The organism is Thiocystis minor (genome assembly GCF_016653465.1).
Lineage (GTDB): Bacteria > Pseudomonadota > Gammaproteobacteria > Chromatiales > Chromatiaceae > Chromatium > Chromatium minus.
Genome location: NZ_NHSQ01000070.1, coordinates 1 through 14,736 on the forward strand (window position 1 = coordinate 1; position 14,736 = coordinate 14,736).

The 14,736-nt window shown below is 64.5% G+C and carries 13 protein-coding genes; 6 read left to right on the plus strand and 7 right to left on the minus strand.

What is annotated here, in order from left to right:
• Positions 1 to 93: 93 nt before the first annotated feature.
• The 5 genes from CCR95_RS08665 to gltS form a co-directional block, all read right to left on the minus strand.
• Positions 94 to 477, minus strand: a complete 384-nt coding sequence (locus tag CCR95_RS08665; RefSeq protein ID WP_201093574.1) for a class I SAM-dependent methyltransferase — start codon at positions 475 to 477, stop codon at positions 94 to 96.
• A gap of 71 nt (positions 478 to 548) precedes the next feature.
• Positions 549 to 1,565, minus strand: coding sequence for an AcrVA2 family anti-CRISPR protein (locus tag CCR95_RS08670; protein ID WP_201093575.1), 1,017 nt, complete (start codon positions 1,563 to 1,565; stop codon positions 549 to 551).
• 65 nt (positions 1,566 to 1,630) lie between these two features.
• Positions 1,631 to 1,834 carry a hypothetical protein gene (locus tag CCR95_RS08675; protein ID WP_201093576.1) on the minus strand — a complete coding sequence of 68 codons (204 nt, stop codon included), beginning with the start codon at positions 1,832 to 1,834 and terminating at the stop codon, positions 1,631 to 1,633.
• 451 nt (positions 1,835 to 2,285) lie between these two features.
• Positions 2,286 to 2,744, minus strand: a complete 459-nt coding sequence (locus CCR95_RS08680) for a tellurite resistance TerB family protein (RefSeq protein WP_201093577.1) — start codon at positions 2,742 to 2,744, stop codon at positions 2,286 to 2,288.
• A 76-nt stretch (positions 2,745 to 2,820) separates the two neighbouring features.
• Positions 2,821 to 4,053: a sodium/glutamate symporter gene (gene gltS / locus CCR95_RS08685; RefSeq protein ID WP_201093578.1), complete on the minus strand. Its 1,233-nt coding sequence runs from the start codon at positions 4,051 to 4,053 to the stop codon at positions 2,821 to 2,823.
• A 193-nt stretch (positions 4,054 to 4,246) separates the two neighbouring features.
• On the opposite strand from gltS, the gene CCR95_RS08690 reads away from it, so the two are divergent.
• Positions 4,247 to 5,038 carry a proteasome-type protease gene (locus tag CCR95_RS08690; RefSeq protein ID WP_201093579.1) on the plus strand — a complete coding sequence of 264 codons (792 nt, stop codon included), beginning with the start codon at positions 4,247 to 4,249 and terminating at the stop codon, positions 5,036 to 5,038.
• A 131-nt stretch (positions 5,039 to 5,169) separates the two neighbouring features.
• Positions 5,170 to 6,165 carry a glutaminase A gene (gene glsA / locus CCR95_RS08695; protein ID WP_201093580.1) on the plus strand — a complete coding sequence of 332 codons (996 nt, stop codon included), beginning with the start codon at positions 5,170 to 5,172 and terminating at the stop codon, positions 6,163 to 6,165.
• Here glsA and CCR95_RS08700 read toward each other — a convergent pair.
• On the minus strand, positions 6,074 to 7,045 hold the full coding sequence (locus CCR95_RS08700) for a LysR substrate-binding domain-containing protein (RefSeq protein WP_242523136.1): 972 nt from the start codon (positions 7,043 to 7,045) through the stop codon (positions 6,074 to 6,076). The genes glsA and CCR95_RS08700 overlap by 92 nt on opposite strands.
• Positions 7,046 to 7,141: 96 nt before the next feature.
• Between CCR95_RS08700 and CCR95_RS08705 the strand changes: the two genes are divergently transcribed.
• Genes CCR95_RS08705 through CCR95_RS08715 form a run of 3 tightly spaced genes read left to right on the plus strand, consistent with a single transcriptional unit; the run spans position 7,142 to position 11,371 of the window.
• Entirely contained in the window at positions 7,142 to 8,965 is a 1,824-nt protein-coding gene (locus CCR95_RS08705; RefSeq protein ID WP_201093582.1) for an assimilatory sulfite reductase (NADPH) flavoprotein subunit, read from the plus strand.
• Complete coding sequence (gene cysI, locus CCR95_RS08710) at positions 8,965 to 10,647, plus strand: assimilatory sulfite reductase (NADPH) hemoprotein subunit (protein WP_201093584.1); 1,683 nt, start codon at positions 8,965 to 8,967, stop codon at positions 10,645 to 10,647. The genes CCR95_RS08705 and cysI overlap by 1 nt, the downstream gene beginning before the upstream one ends.
• Positions 10,640 to 11,371 (plus strand): phosphoadenylyl-sulfate reductase, encoded by a 732-nt coding sequence (locus tag CCR95_RS08715; protein WP_201093586.1) that lies wholly within the window; start codon positions 10,640 to 10,642, stop codon positions 11,369 to 11,371. The genes cysI and CCR95_RS08715 overlap by 8 nt, the downstream gene beginning before the upstream one ends.
• 152 nt (positions 11,372 to 11,523) lie before the next feature.
• Here CCR95_RS08715 and CCR95_RS08720 read toward each other — a convergent pair whose 3' ends face one another.
• Entirely contained in the window at positions 11,524 to 12,858 is a 1,335-nt protein-coding gene (locus CCR95_RS08720; RefSeq protein WP_201093588.1) for a tetratricopeptide repeat protein, read from the minus strand.
• A gap of 377 nt (positions 12,859 to 13,235) precedes the next feature.
• On the opposite strand from CCR95_RS08720, the gene CCR95_RS08725 reads away from it, so the two are divergent.
• Positions 13,236 to 14,642, plus strand: coding sequence for an FAD-binding oxidoreductase (locus tag CCR95_RS08725; RefSeq protein WP_201093591.1), 1,407 nt, complete (start codon positions 13,236 to 13,238; stop codon positions 14,640 to 14,642).
• Positions 14,643 to 14,736: the final 94 nt, after the last annotated feature.

Below are 14,736 nucleotides of genomic sequence, written 5' to 3' on the forward strand. Positions count from 1 at the left end.
GCAGTCGAAAAAAGAATCGAGCAAATGCGGGTCAGGCATGAGCAAAGACGCAAGGATATCGAACGCCATTACAAGCTGACTGCAACAGGATAGTCAATATGCCTGAATGCAAAGTGACAAAGTAGAACTAATCAACCCATTATTTTGAATGAAATCGTCAATTGCCAAACAGCCGTGCAACTGGGGTTCAAAACCAATGTAATGGCGTTTTTCATCAATTTCCAAAAACTTAAGAAATGTCTGCCCAACGTTGGCTCCGACATCGATGAAGGTGCCTTTTCTTAAGCGCAGGATTGTTTTAATCAGCAAATTCAGCTCGGGCTCATACTGACGAGACTTGCTGACGAACTTAACAAGAGAGTTTGCGTATGCGCCCTTGACAAGGTATTGCCGATGACCTACTGGAATAGATTTTTTTTGCGACAGGAATAAAAGACGAGCGAAGTCTTTGGCGTTTCTTAATAGGCTTTTAATCATGATTCAAGTTATTCCTTCCAGATGGTTTAGATAATATTTGGTCGTCATCAAATACGCGACAAATTTCAGGGTTAGGTGACCGAATGCGCCACGACCAGTCGATCCTGAATGTCGAGACCCACCGGAATCGGGGGCAACCAACGGACATGCGCGGCGCGCTCGCCGTCACGCGATCCCGTCCAGAACGTGTGCCAGTGCGCGCGGCGCCCATGCGACCATGGCCGCGCGTGTTCACCCACCGCGCCCGCTTCTCCAGGATCGCCGAGGCGGACCAGACGCATGGCCGCGCCGAGACGTTCGCCCACCACCCAATCGCGCACCTGAGCGGGCGCGACCAGCACCCGCCCCTGCGTGCGGGTCTTCACGAGACGCGGGCGCGGCGGGCGCTGGTAGTCGGTCTCGTCAGCGCAGAGGTAGAGCAGGAGGGCCAGGATCGGCGCCAGATCGCGGGCGACCTGCGCGGCGCCGGCGTGCTCGCAGCCGGATGCCTTGTCGGAAAAGTCCGTCACGGCCCGATTCCAGGCGACGTCATGGGTCGCGTGCGCCGAGGCCAACAAGGAACCGTGCTCCAGGCGCAACGGCACCGGGAGCAAATGCAGGTCGCGGTGTTCGCTATCGAGGAGCAGGCGCAGTTCGGCATGACCGTCCCGCAGGTCATGCTCCAGGCTGGCGTAGACGCCGATGATCGGCATCCCCGAGAAGGACAGATCCGGTGTCTCCAGATAGACACCCCAGGACGGGAGGCGAAACAGCAGGGCATCCGCCAGATCGCCCGCCAGCGGGGTCGCGATCAGCGCGGCGTAGAGGTCGGGATCGAAGCGGTACACTCCCTGCGTCGTGCGCCAAGCGCCCAGCGTCGCGAGACGGGCGAGATCGACCACCCGCTCAAGGGTCGGCGTCGGTTCATCCCAGCGCTGGCGGGCAATGATCCACCAGCGCGCGAGCGGCAGATAACACCAGTCGGGCCAGACTCCCCGGTTGCGATCGGCGCGAATCCGGTCAGCCTGAATCCAGGCTTCGGGATAGCGTTTTGAAATCCAGTTGACGTGCTTGCGTTGTCGAATGCCGTGGGCTTTGTTGCGTCCCATGGTGGGGCGCCTAATGCGATAACCAGGGTTCGAGACAGGGGATCGCGGGTACCACGAGATGCGGATCAGATCGTCTCGACTCGCGCGTCTTTCAGTTCGCGGTTTTGTTGCAGCAAATCCCTTGCCGCGAGGTCGGCCGCTTTAAAGCCACATATTTTTTCGATGGCGACGAAACGCTGATAGTTGGCGTCATAGCCAACGACACAGAACAGACCAAGAGTCATATCGGCGCGATAGGTTCGGGAAAAACGGCCAGGTAGATTAGTCATGGCGGATGCTCCTGGAGCCATACCCCGTGACCGACGGGGCGACGGTATGGGCTAAAACTCAAGATCGCAATAAATTCTAATTAATCATGGGTAGGATTTTTATCCGTGGAACTACTCATATCGGATCATCGAGTAACACACATCGTCACTTCCCGATAAGTCATGGCAGCCTTGGCTGAAGATATCCGTTAGAGTGCCCCATCGCTTCTTCCCCAATCGCTTCCCGCGACTTGTCCTACGGCATGCCCACCCCGATTCAACTCCCTGGCATACTGGGCGCCGACCGCATCCGCCGGTGAAACAGTCGGTGGAGCCGATCGAAACGCTGGTTGAGAGAAGCCAACGCCAAACAGCTACGTCACGCCGATCGGCAACAACGGTTTCGCCTGACTCTCCAGCACTACGTCCCAATGCCTGAGCTTCCGTCGCCAGCCACAGGCGTCACATGGACTCATCCAGTCGGACCGATCACTCGCAGCTTGGCGGCGATGAAGGCGCCATGCGGCACATGAAGCAGGTTCGCGACCTTGCGCACCAGATACTCCTCGTACTTGCAGAGTTCCTCGTTGGCGTAAGCCACGCGCCAGAGTCGTTCGATCAGGATCGTTTTCTGTTCCGGACTGAAATGGGCGTTGATGAGCGAGGTGAACTGATGGTAATCGGTCGCCTGTTCGCGCTCTTCATCGGCGCACTCGATCAACTCCCTGGCCTGTTCCGGCGTCAGTCCGAAATGCTCCCGAACCGCCGTCAGGATCGCCGCCTGCTGCGACTCCGTCACTTGGTCGTCCATGTGCGCCATTTCCAGCAGCAGGGCCGCTGCGGCGCATCGGGCCGACTGGTCCGGATCCGGAGCGGACGGCGCGTCCGCCGACAGATAGGTATCGAAAAACGTGCGAATCTGGCTCAGCATGGCTTCTCCGATTGGTGTTTCATGGTGAAGGCGATAGTCGCCAAGAATATAGACCAGTCGGCGCTCCCAGGGAGTATCAGAACGTGCGGAGAAAGAACGGAATCACCATCGCGTTCACCAGGTCGATGAAGAAGGCGGAGACCAGCGGAACGATGATGAAGGCGCGGTGCGAGGGGCCGAAGCGCTGGGTGACGGCGGCCATGTTGGCCATGGCCGTGGGGGTCGAGCCGAGCGAGACCCCACCGAAGCCGGCCGCGACCACGGCGGCGTCATAGTTGCGGCCCATCAGGGGGAAGAGGATGAAGACGGTCACGCTCACGGCGAGGACGAACTGCCCCGCCAGGATGGCGAAGATGGGGCCGGCGAGATCGACCAGGGTCCAGAGCTGCATGCTCATCAGCGACATCGCCAGGAAGGCGCCGAGCGACACGTCGGCGATCAGGGCGATCGCCGGGGTGCGGGTGGGCCAGGACATCCCGGTCAGGACCATGAGACGCCGGGGCATCAGGTTGGTGATGAGGATCCCGGCGAACAGACAGGTGACGAAGAGCGGCAGCATCAGCCCGAGATCGGCGATGACTTCATTGAGCAGGAAGCCGACGATGATACAGATGTGGATGGCCAGGATGGCACTCAGAAAATCGAGATGATCGATACCGGATTTTTTCTGCTTCTCCGACAGACCGATGTCCTGAACCTCCTCGACCGCCTGCGGGGCAGGCGTGAGCCGGTGGCGCGTGATCAGGAACTTGGCGATCGGACCGCCCATGATGCTGGCCAGAATCAGGCCGAACGTGGCGCTGGCGATGCCGATCTCCATGGCGTTGGCGATGCCGAAATCCGCGGCGATGGACGGCGCCCAGGCGATGGTGGTGCCGTGTCCGCCGATCAGCGAGACGGTACCACCCGTGATCCCGACCGCCGCGGACAGGTCGAAGAGCGAGGCGATACCGATACCGGTGAGGTTCTGCGCCAGCATGAAGACGATGGTGATGGTCAGCAGAATGAGGAGCGGCCGCCCGCCCGCGAGCAGGTCGCGAGCACTGGCATTGATGCCGATGGTGGTGAAGAAATAGACGAGCAGAATGTCGCGCGCCCGCAATTCGAACTCGACTGCGAAACCGGAGACCACATACAGTAGCGCGAAGAGGAGCGAAAACAGCAGACCGCCGGTCACTGGCTCCGGGATGCTGAACTCGCGCAGGAAGCCGACCCTTTCGTTCAGCCGCTTGCCAATGAACAGCACGATGATGCCGATGGTCACGGCGAGAAAGGATTCGATGCGTAGAATGCCGTCTAGCAACTCCATAGTGACTCCTTGCTGAAGACGTTACCCTGACGCGCGGGCGCCGCCGAGCGTCTATGATGAAGACCCGAAGCCTATCCTGTTTTCATGAAGGCTGGGAGTGGTTCGCGAGAACCCCCATCGATCGCTTGACCGATCCGTCGGCCCGAAATGACGCCGGCGGACCCATTTCACTCCACGACAGGGGCATGAAGAGATGACATATTGCGTGGGACTCCTGCTCGATCAGGGCCTGGTCATGGCCTCCGACTCGCGTACTAACGCGGGTGTCGATTACATCTCCTCGTACAGCAAGCTGCATGTGTTCCAGCCGGCGCCGGACCGGCTCTTCGTCCTCATGGCCGCCGGCAGTCTGGCGACCACGCGGGAGGTTCTGGACCGGATCCACCGCGATCTGGATCAGGCAGTCCATCCCAAGCCCAGCGCCTATCAACAGGCCCCCGGCGTCACCTTGCTGAATATCAACTATCTGTTCGAGGCGGCGACCTATATCGGACAGGTGAGTCTGGCGGTACAGAACGAACATGGTCCGGCGTTGCGTCAGGCTGGCGTCAGTGGAGAGGCGACGTTCATTCTGGGCGGGCAGATCGCCGGTCAGCCGCAGGGTCTGTTTCTGATCTATCCCCAGGGCAATGCGATCGCGGCCACCCCGGAGACGCCCTATCTGCAGATCGGGGAAAGCAAATACGGCAAGCCGGCACTGGACCACATTGCCAAGACCGGCCTGACGCTCGACGACGGCGCGCGGCTCTGCCTGGTGTCGCTGATCGGGACCACGCGCTCCAACCTGAGCGTGGGGCCGCCGTTCGAGGTGGCGGTCTGCGCCAAGGATCTGTTCGCACCCTCCTACCGGCTGAAGCTAGACGCGGATTCGCCCGAACTGGAGACGCTCACCCAACAGTGGGGCGAGAACTTCCGCCAGGCATTCCGCGCGCTGCCGCGCTTCGGTTGGGAGATTGGAGAGACTCAGGCCGCGCCTCCGCTCTAAACCGCGCCCGGCTTGACGCGCGGCGTTTATGCAGTGGTCAGGTCTCCCCAGCCACTGTAAGCGCTGGCGCTGGCGCGGTTTAAGTGATTGATTGCGGAAATAATCAGCTACGGACATCGGTCACAACCACCATGCCAATCTCCCCCGACTGCATCTCCACCGGCCATCTGCCCGACCCGGATCAGGTGCGTGCGCTGGTCGATGAAGCCCATACCCGCTTCGGGCCGTGCGCCGAGGGACGGAATGCGGACTATATCCCGGCGCTCGCGTCGGTTCCGAGCCATCTGTTCGGTATCTGTCTCGCCGGCACTTCCGGTCAAGTGTACGAGGTGGGCGATACCGGCCATGCCTTTACCATTCAGAGCATCTCCAAGCCCTTCGTCTTCGCCCTGATTTGTCAGTCCATCGGCGAGGACGCGGCGCGGCGTAAGCTCGGCGTCAACAGCACAGGCCTGCCCTTCAACTCGGTGATCGCCGTCGAGCGCTCGGCCGGCGGACTCACCAACCCGATGGTGAACGCGGGCGCCATCGCGACCTCCAGTCTGGCGCCCGGCGCGGGCGCCGAGGACAAATGGCGGTTCATTCGGGACGGACTCTCGCGGTTCGCCGGACGCGCGCTGGAGATCGACGCGGCGGTGTATGCATCGGAAACGGCGGCCAATCAGCGCAACGCTGGCATCGCCAAGCTCCTGAGCGCCTACGATTCCATCTACTTCGACCCGCTGGAGGCCACCGACATCTATACCCGGCAGTGCTCGCTACGTGTAACCGCGCGGGATCTGGCCGTCATGGCGGCGACCCTGGCCAATGGCGGAGTCAACCCGCTGACCCGGGAATCCGTCATCGATCCCATCCACTGTCAGCATGTTCTGGCGGTGATGGTGACCGCCGGTCTTTACGAGAATTCGGGCGACTGGCTGTATGACACCGGGTTGCCCGGCAAAAGCGGAGTGAGCGGCGGCATGATCGTGGTCGCGCCCGGCAAGGGCGGTCTGGCGACCTTCGCCCCGCCGCTGGATGGGGCCGGAAACAGCGTCAAGGGGCAACTGACGGCACGATTTCTCTCCGAGCGTTTGGGCTTGAACCTCTTTGCCTCAAAGCCGTCTCCTCCTGAAAGACCTCGATGAACCGCCGCTGGAAGCCACGCAGATAGCGGTCTTTCAGGTGGGCGATGCGCGTGATCTCCCAAGGGAACAGATGGCTCAGATCGCGCCGTTCCAGGTCCGCGTCGGCGTCTGGCTGATAGGCCATGTCCGCGATGATGCCGATACCCAGCCCTTCGCGGACGTAGACCTTGATGACGTCCGTATCCGCCGCGCTCAGGACGACGCGCGGCTCAAGCCCGTGCCGCGCGAAGGTTCCGCTCAGATTTCCGCGCCCGGTGAAGCCGAAGACGTAGGTGATGATGGGGTGTTCGCACAGCCGCTCCAGCGTTAAGGGGCGTTGGGCGAGGATCGCATGTCCGGCCGGCGCGATGAGGCAGCGGTTCCAGCGATAGCAGGGCAAGGAGGTCAGATCCTGCTGTTGACCGAGACTCTCGGTGCAGACCGCGAGGTCGACGGCATCCCCCTGCAGCAGTTCGATCAACCGCCCCGGCGTCCCCTGATGGATTTCCAGCGCGACCTCCGGGTATTCCCGCACGAAGCGACGGATCACCGGCGGCAGCACGTAGCGCGCCTGGGTGTGGGTCGCCGCGATCCGCAGCACGCCATGACGCTCTTCGGTGTGATCTTTGCCGACCGCCTGAATGTTTCCCGCCGCGGTCAGCGCCTCACGCGCATGTTGGAAGACCTGCTCTCCGGCCGCTGTCAGGCCCACGAGCCGTTTGCCGTGTCGGCGCAGCAGGCGCACGCCGAGTTCGCCTTCGAGCTGCTTCAGGTGCTGGGAGACCGCGGGCTGAACAAGGTGCAGGCGCTCGGCCGCCTGGCTGACGCTGAAGCCGGTGTCGATCAGGGTGACGAGCGAGCGAAGTTGGCGCAGTTCCATATCATGAAAAATGATGAACATAAAAATTAAATCATTTTACGTGATTTATAGGCCCGCCCATACTCGCTTGCAAGCTCAATCGACAGACGACCGCCAGACGCGGCGCCGGAGACGCCAATGACATCCATCGCGCAGACCAGTCGCGCCCCTTCGCCGCCGGAAACCGTGGCGGCGCTTCCCGTGGGGGAAGACAGGCTGCGCGCGCTCCATCGGCTGATCGCCGGTCTAAGCCAGACCCAAATGGCGTGGATGAGCGGCTATCTCGCCGGGCTCGGCGGATTGACCGCGCCGTCCGCCGCCGAGCCGGCCCCGGCCGCCAGCATCACCGTCCTCTACGGCAGCCAGACCGGCAATGCGCGCAAGATCGCCGAGACGCTGGGCGCGCGGGCCAAGACGCAGGGTCAGGCCGTGCGCGTCCTCTCCATGGCCGATTACCGCGCCCGAGACCTGGAGCGCGAAGGGTTGCTGCTGATCGTGGTCAGCACCCACGGCGAGGGCGAACCGCCGGACGCCGCGCGCGAGCTGCACGGCTTTCTCTTCAGTCGCCGGGCGCCGCGTCTGGAGTCGGTCGAGTTCGCCGTCCTTGGGCTTGGCGATTCGAGCTATGAGCACTTCTGCAAGACTGCCCGGGACTTCGACGAGCGTCTGACGGAACTGGGCGCGCGACGGGCGATATCCGCGCACTGGTGCGACGTGGATTTCCAGCCCGTCGCGGAACAGTGGTCCGCACAGGCGCTCAGGGAGATCGCCGAGCGCGCGGCCCCTACTCCGGCCGCGCACCGCACCGCCGAGATCCTGACACTGCCCGGCGTCACCCTGCCGCGGACGCCGTGCGTCGACCGCGAGCATCCTTATGCGGCCGCTCTGATCGAGCGCCGTCGTCTGACCACGGACAATGCCGTCGGCGACGTGCGGCACCTCGGATTCGCTATCGATTCGGCGGCTCTGGCCTTCACGCCCGGCGATGCCCTTGGCGTCTGGGTACGTAACGATCCGGCCCTGGTCCAGGACATTCTCGGGCTGACCGGTCTGTCCGCCGAGGCGCCGGTCCGGCTGGGCGACGACGACTTGAGCCTGCACGATGCCTTGGCCGAGCGTTTGGAGCTGACCCAGCTCCACCCAGGCGTCGTCCATGCCTGGTCCAGTCTCTCCGGCGATGCCGCGCTTGCCGCGCTCTGCGAGGACGCGGGGCGGCGCCGGGCCTACGCCGCCGAGCGTCAGCTCATCGACCTCATCGCGGCGCATCCGGCGCGACTCTCGGCGGACACGTTGGTCCAAGCGCTCAAGCCGCTTGCGCCAAGGCTCTATTCGATCGCCTCCAGTCAGGCCGAGCGCGACGACGAACTCGCGCTCACGCTCTCGGTCGTGCGCTACGCGGCCCAGGACCGCGATCGTCTGGGTGCGGCCTCCGGTTTCCTGGCCGACCGACTGCCGCTGGACGAAACCGCGCGGGTCTATGTCGTCGAGAACCCCGGCTTCCGGCTGCCCGAGGACGGCGACACGCCCATCATCATGATCGGCGCCGGAACCGGCATCGCGCCGTACCGCGCCTTCCTCCAGCAGCGCGCGGCCGATGGCGCGCGCGGGCGCAACTGGCTGGTCTTCGGCAACCGCCACTTCCATCGCGACTTCCTCTACCAGCTCGACTGGCTGGCCTGGCGCAAGGCGGGCTTGCTCCACCGCACCAGCCTGGCCTTCTCGCGTGACGGTGCCGAGCGACTCTACGTCCAGGATCGCCTGCGCGAGCAGGGCGCCGAGATCTACGACTGGTTGGAGCGCGGGGCGCATGTTTTTGTCTGCGGCGCCACGGCCATGGGTCGCGCGGTCCACCACGCACTGATCGACATCGTCGCCGGCATCGGGGGACAGGAGATCGAGGCGGCAAGCCAAACTATCGAGGCCCTGCTCAGTCAAGGGCGCTATCACAGGGATCTTTACTGATGACGACGCAACTGCACCCCAACGAAGACATCAAGGCCCGTAGCCGCTTTTTGCGCGGCACCCTGGCCGAGAGCCTGGCCGACGACCTGACCGGCGCCTTCGCCCCGGCCGATGCGCAGATCAGCAAATTCCATGGCTTCTACGAGCAGGACGACCGCGACCAGCGCCAGGACCGCCTGGACCGCCGACTGGAGCCTTATTACAGCTTCATGCTGCGCGCCCGCCTGCCAGGCGGCGTCTGCACGCCCGCGCAATGGCTCGTCATCGACGAGATCGGCCGCACCCTGGCGAACGGCACCCTGCGACTGACCACGCGCCAGACGTTCCAGTACCACGGCATCCTCAAGCGCGACCTCAAGGGCGTGATCCAGGGAATCAACCGGGCGCTCATCGATTCCATCGGCGGCTGCGGCGACGTCAACCGCAACGTGCTCTGCAATCCGAATCCGGTCGAATCGCGCCTGCACGCCGAGGCTCACGACTGGGCGCGGCGCATCAGCGAGCACCTGCTGCCCAAGACGCGCGCCTACCACGAGCTTTGGCTCGACGGCGAGCAGGTCGCGGGCGAGGAGTCCGAGCCGCTCTACGGCGCGACCTATCTGCCGCGCAAGTTCAAGACCGCGGTCGCCGTCCCGCCGATCAACGACGTCGACGTCTACGCCAATGACCTCGGTTTCATCGCCATCGCGGAAGCGGGCAGGCTGGTTGGGTTCAACGTCCTCGCCGGCGGCGGCATGGGCACGACCCACCGCGACACCAGCACCTATCCGCGCCTGGCGGACAGCCTCGGCTTCCTCCCGCCCGAGCACACCCTGGCGGTGGCCGCCGCCGTCGTCTCGGTCCAGCGCGACTTCGGCAATCGTGTCGAACGCAAGCTGGCGCGGCTCAAGTACACCATCGAGACCCTGGGGCTCGACCGCTTTCGCGCGGAGGTCGAGGAGCGCGCCGGCGTCCGCTTCGAGCCGGCGCGGCCGATCCGCTTCAGCGAGCGCGGCGACCGCTACGGCTGGGTCGAGGGCCATGACGGGCGGCGGCATCTGACGCTCTTCATCGAGAACGGGCGGGTTATCGACCGCCCCGGCGCGACCATGATGACCGGCCTGCGCGAGATTGCCCGGATCCACCAGGGCGACTTCCGCATCACCCCGAGTCAGAACCTCATCGTGGCCGGCGTCGCGCCCGAGCAGGCCGACTGCATCGAAACCCTCGCCCGCGAGCATGGGCTGATTCAGGACCAGCGCTCGCGGGTCAGGCTCCAGGGCATCGCCTGCGTCGCCCTGCCGACCTGTCCTCAGGCCATGGCCGAGGCCGAACGCAGCTTCCCGGAGATCGTCGGTGCGGTGGAGGCGCTGATCGCGCGGCACGGGCTGGGCGATCTCGATCTGCACCTGCGCATGACCGGCTGCCCCAATGGCTGTGCACGTCCGTTCCTCGCCGAGGTCGGGCTCGTCGGCAAGGCGCCTGGCCGCTACAACCTCCTGCTCGGCGGCGACGACCGCGGCACCCGGCTCAACCGTCTCTATCAGGAGAACCTGAGCGAGGCCCAGATTCTCGATTCGCTCGACGGGCTGCTCGGCCGCTATGCCGTCGAGCGCGAGCCGGATGAGCGATTCGGCGACTTCGTGATCCGCGCCGGCATCGTCCGGCCCGTGATCGATCCAGCGAGAGACTTCCATGAGTAAGCCATTGCAGAACGTTTGGACAGACCTCGGGGCCGAGCGCCAAGCGGACTTCATCGCGTCCGCCAACGGACATCTGAGCGGACTGAGCGCGCAGGAGCGGGTTGCCTGGGCGATGGACCAGCTCCCCGGCAACCACATGCTCTCCTCCAGCTTCGGCGTCCAGGCCGCGGTTATGCTGCACCTGGTCACCTCGGTCGCGCCGCGTATCCCCGTCGTCTTCGTCGACACCGGCTATCTCTTCCCCGAGACCTACCGCTTCGTCGACGAACTGACCGAGCGGCTGGATCTCAACCTGCACGTCTACCGCTCGCCCCTGTCCTCCGCATGGCTGGAGGCGCGGCATGGAAGGCTCTGGGAGAGCGGCCTGGACGGCATCGAGCACTACAACCGCCTCAACAAGGTCGAACCCATGCGCCAGGCGCTGAAAGAGCTGGAGGTCGGGAGCTGGTTCGCCGGACTGCGCCGGGACCAGTCCAACAGCCGCAAGGCGGTTCCGGTGCTCGCGAGTAAGGACGGTCGCTTCAAGCTCCATCCCATCGTCGACTGGCGCGACCGGGACGTTTATCGGTACCTCAAGCGACACGATTTGCCCTACCACCCGCTGTGGGAGCAGGGCTATGTCTCCGTCGGGGATGTGCACACGACTCGGCGGCTGGAGCCGGGAATGCTGGCGGAAGAGACCCGGTTCTTTGGGCTCAAGCGGGAGTGCGGGTTGCATGAGTAACAGCCTCGCCGCTCTGAAGGACGGCGATTCCTAAGCCGCTACGCGCAAGCACGCTCGCCGGGCGGCGCGGAAACCCCGGCGGCGCTTCGGTGTGGCACCGGAAAGCGTGCTGCGGTCGCCAACGCCGTGAAGACACGGGCGACCGCAACGGCTCAAGCGACCTGACGCCAGGGCACCTCGCCGGCTCTCGCGGCAAGGGCACGGGCACTCGCGCTGTTCGGCTTGAGATCGGTCCGCTCGGCAATCAGCGCCCGTGCCAAGGCGAGTTGCCCATCCCGCAGCGCGGCCTCGATCAAGGTCAGATCGATCAGATCCCGTTGGGCATGGCTGCCGCCGAACCGATTGGCCCGATCCCGGACGGGGCGCAGCAGACGGACCGTCTTGGCATAGTCGCCTGCGCCGAAGGCATGGATCGCGCGGGTGACCGGGGATCCGACCTCGCCCACGAAGAGGCGGTTGTCGCCCGCGTCCTGCACGGCGCGTTCCTGTGCCGCGAAGACCCGTTGGGCGGCCTCGCGCCGCTGCGCGCCCGTAAAGGCCATCATGGCGTGGGCGTCGTTGAAGGCGTAGTTGCCCGCGTCCGCAATCGGCTCCCAGCCGTCCGCCACGGCCTGCCAACGCGCGCCGAGCGGGATGTCCCGAAGCGTCAGGCGCCACAGGAGCGCCGAAGCGTCGACCATGTCGAGCACAACCCGGGAGCGCGGTCCGTAGATGGGGCCGTCGAACAGCCGCAGCACCTCGTTCACCTCGTCCCGCTCCAGGTGATAGAGCGCCAAGTGCCACCAGAGGTGCACCGCGAAGAAGTTGTCGACGGACCAGGCGTCCGAATCGCTTCGCAGCCAGTCGATGCCCTCGCTCGGGCGGCCCTGCATCTCCAGGACATGGGCCACGGCGTGCCAGGCCCAGGCGTCCTGTCGCTCCAGCTCGACCGCGCGCCGCCCCGCGGCCTCGGCACGCGCGTAGAGCCCGGTCTCCTCCAGTCCGAAGGCGTGCATCCCGGCGATGACGTGATAGCCGGGCATCTCGGCGGACCAGGCAGGGAGCGCGCGCGCGATGCGGTCGCGGAGCAAACGGGTCGAGCCCGTGTAGAAGTCCACCAGATGACCGATCTGCAGCGCGAGGATGTCGCGCGGGTGGTCGATGGCGATGTCCTCCAGGATCCGCGAGGCGGCCTGCCACTCGCTGCCCAAGAGGTGCTGCACGACGGTCAGATGGACACGCTCGCGCGCCGTGCTCGGTAGGGTTTTGGCCGTCTCCAGATCCGCGCGGGCCACGGCGAACCCGTCCGGCTCGGTCCCCAGCAGATGCAGATAGGCATGAAGGACGTGGGCCATGACGAATTCCGGACTCCGCCGAACCGTCTGCTCCGTGGTCGCCACCGGGTCGCCCCGATAGCATTGAAACTCCTGGAGCGCCTGCCGATAGAGATCGGCCGCGGTCGCACCAGCGCCGCTCATGGGAAGGCCGAGGGCATCGTTTCGGGTCATCGCGATTCCTCCTCACTCGGGTTGGTCTATTCGGTTGATCCACCGGGATGCTCCCATGTTGAAGATAGCCTACGACCTGCCCGTCATGGGGCCGTGAAACCTGCGTGAAAATTGGGGAAAAAATGCCATTCAGATCATTCGCCCGACCCCAGCGGACACGCCGTTGGCGAACGAATCCCGGAACACGAATGCGGGCGAATCGATCATTTCGCGCGGAAGATCGATGATAGATTAGGCGTTTAGGTAGTTGTACCTAGATCTCGACCGTTCCGCGCGAGGGTTCGAGTGTCTACACTTCTGAGGTCATGAGCACAGACGTACCCGATGGATTGCGCGCCCGCTCAGGGTCTGTCCCCAATGCCAACAGGTATACGAGCATGATCAAATCGCACACGCAAAACCTTCAGACGTTCGGCTCCAAACTGTCCGGTCGTGTCCTGCTTCCCGCCGATCCGGACTATGAGCAGGCCCGCCAGATCTGGAATGCAATGATCGACCGCCGCCCCGCCGTGATCGTCCAATGCGCCGATCCCGACGACGCACGCCTTGCGCTGCACTTCGCGCGGGAGCACGACCTCGAGATCGCCATTCGCGGCGGCGGGCACAACATCGCCGGCAATGGCATCTGCGACGGCGGTTTGTTGATCGATTTTTCCGGCCTGCGCGCCGTCGAGGTCGATCCCGATGCCCGCATTGCCCGGGTACAGCCCGGCGCAACGCTGGCGGACCTGGACGAGGCCACCCAACGCCATGGCCTGGCCACGCCGGTCGGCGTCAACTCGACGACCGGGGTCGCGGGACTGACCCTCGGCGGCGGTTTCGGCTGGCTCACGCGCCGGCATGGCTTGACGGTGGACAACCTGCTGTCGGCCGATGTCGTCACCGCCGACGGCCGCCTGCTGCACGCCAGCGCCGACGAGAACGCCGACCTCTTCTGGGGTCTGCGCGGTGGCGGCGGAAATTTCGGCATCGTCACCGGGTTCGAGTTTCGGCTGCACCCGGTCGGCCCGGACATCCTCGCCGGCCTGGTCGTCTATCCGCTGGAGCAGGGTGAGCGGGTCTTGCGCAGCTACCGCGAATACGTTCACACCGCGCCGGAATCGGTGAGCGCCTGGATCGTGATTCGACAGGCGCCGCCGCTGCCCTTCCTGCCGGCCGAGGCGCATGGTCGAAAGGTCGTCGTGCTGGCGATCGCCAGCACCGCTCCGCCCGCGGAAGCGGAGACCCTGGTCGCTCCGCTGCAGCACATGGGCGATCCACTCGGCGTTCACCTCGGGATGCAGCCCTTTGCGCAGTGGCAGAAGGCCTTCGACCCGCTGCTGACACCGGGCGCCCGCAACTATTGGAAGTCTCACAACTTCAGCGAGCTGGACGACGGGCTGTTGGATGCCATGGTCGCCGGCGGACACCGTTTGCCTACCCCCGACTGCGAGATCTTCGTCGCCCATCTCGGGGGCGCCCCCAATCGGGTGTTGCCGCAGGACACCGCCTACGCGCAGCGCGACGCTCATTTCGTGATGAACATCCACGGGCGCTGGCATCAGGCGAGCGACGATGCCGCGGGGATCGCCTGGGCGCGCGAGGTCTTCACTGCCTGCGCGCCCTTCGCGTCCTCGGGGGCCTATACCAACTTCATGACCTCCGACGAAGCCGGGCGACTCGAGACGGCTTATGGCGCCAATTTAGGTCGACTGCAGCAAGTCAAGCAGCGCTATGACCCCGACAACGTCTTTCATCTCAATCCGAACATCCGCCCCCAAGGGGCCGCGCCGGCCGCCGGATAACCGATGACCTCGGGAAAAGCCGTCGAACCGCAAAGGCGCAAAGGACACCAGGATTTCTCAATGGATTGAAGCGAGCAGCGCGATCGTCCGGCGA

What these genes read in the sequence shown, in the direction of transcription:
- CCR95_RS08665 (WP_201093574.1), bottom strand. Translation starts at nt 477, where the DNA reads ATGATTAAAAGCCTATTAAGAAACGCCAAAGACTTCGCTCGTCTTTTA.
- CCR95_RS08670 (WP_201093575.1), bottom strand. Translation starts at nt 1,565, where the DNA reads ATGGGACGCAACAAAGCCCACGGCATTCGACAACGCAAGCACGTCAAC.
- CCR95_RS08675 (WP_201093576.1), bottom strand. Translation starts at nt 1,834, where the DNA reads ATGACTAATCTACCTGGCCGTTTTTCCCGAACCTATCGCGCCGATATG.
- CCR95_RS08680 (WP_201093577.1), bottom strand. Translation starts at nt 2,744, where the DNA reads ATGCTGAGCCAGATTCGCACGTTTTTCGATACCTATCTGTCGGCGGAC.
- gltS (WP_201093578.1), bottom strand. Translation starts at nt 4,053, where the DNA reads ATGGAGTTGCTAGACGGCATTCTACGCATCGAATCCTTTCTCGCCGTG.
- CCR95_RS08690 (WP_201093579.1), top strand. Translation starts at nt 4,247, where the DNA reads ATGACATATTGCGTGGGACTCCTGCTCGATCAGGGCCTGGTCATGGCC.
- glsA (WP_201093580.1), top strand. Translation starts at nt 5,170, where the DNA reads ATGCCAATCTCCCCCGACTGCATCTCCACCGGCCATCTGCCCGACCCG.
- CCR95_RS08700 (WP_242523136.1), bottom strand. Translation starts at nt 7,045, where the DNA reads ATGTTCATCATTTTTCATGATATGGAACTGCGCCAACTTCGCTCGCTC.
- CCR95_RS08705 (WP_201093582.1), top strand. Translation starts at nt 7,142, where the DNA reads ATGACATCCATCGCGCAGACCAGTCGCGCCCCTTCGCCGCCGGAAACC.
- cysI (WP_201093584.1), top strand. Translation starts at nt 8,965, where the DNA reads ATGACGACGCAACTGCACCCCAACGAAGACATCAAGGCCCGTAGCCGC.
- CCR95_RS08715 (WP_201093586.1), top strand. Translation starts at nt 10,640, where the DNA reads ATGAGTAAGCCATTGCAGAACGTTTGGACAGACCTCGGGGCCGAGCGC.
- CCR95_RS08720 (WP_201093588.1), bottom strand. Translation starts at nt 12,858, where the DNA reads ATGACCCGAAACGATGCCCTCGGCCTTCCCATGAGCGGCGCTGGTGCG.
- CCR95_RS08725 (WP_201093591.1), top strand. Translation starts at nt 13,236, where the DNA reads ATGATCAAATCGCACACGCAAAACCTTCAGACGTTCGGCTCCAAACTG.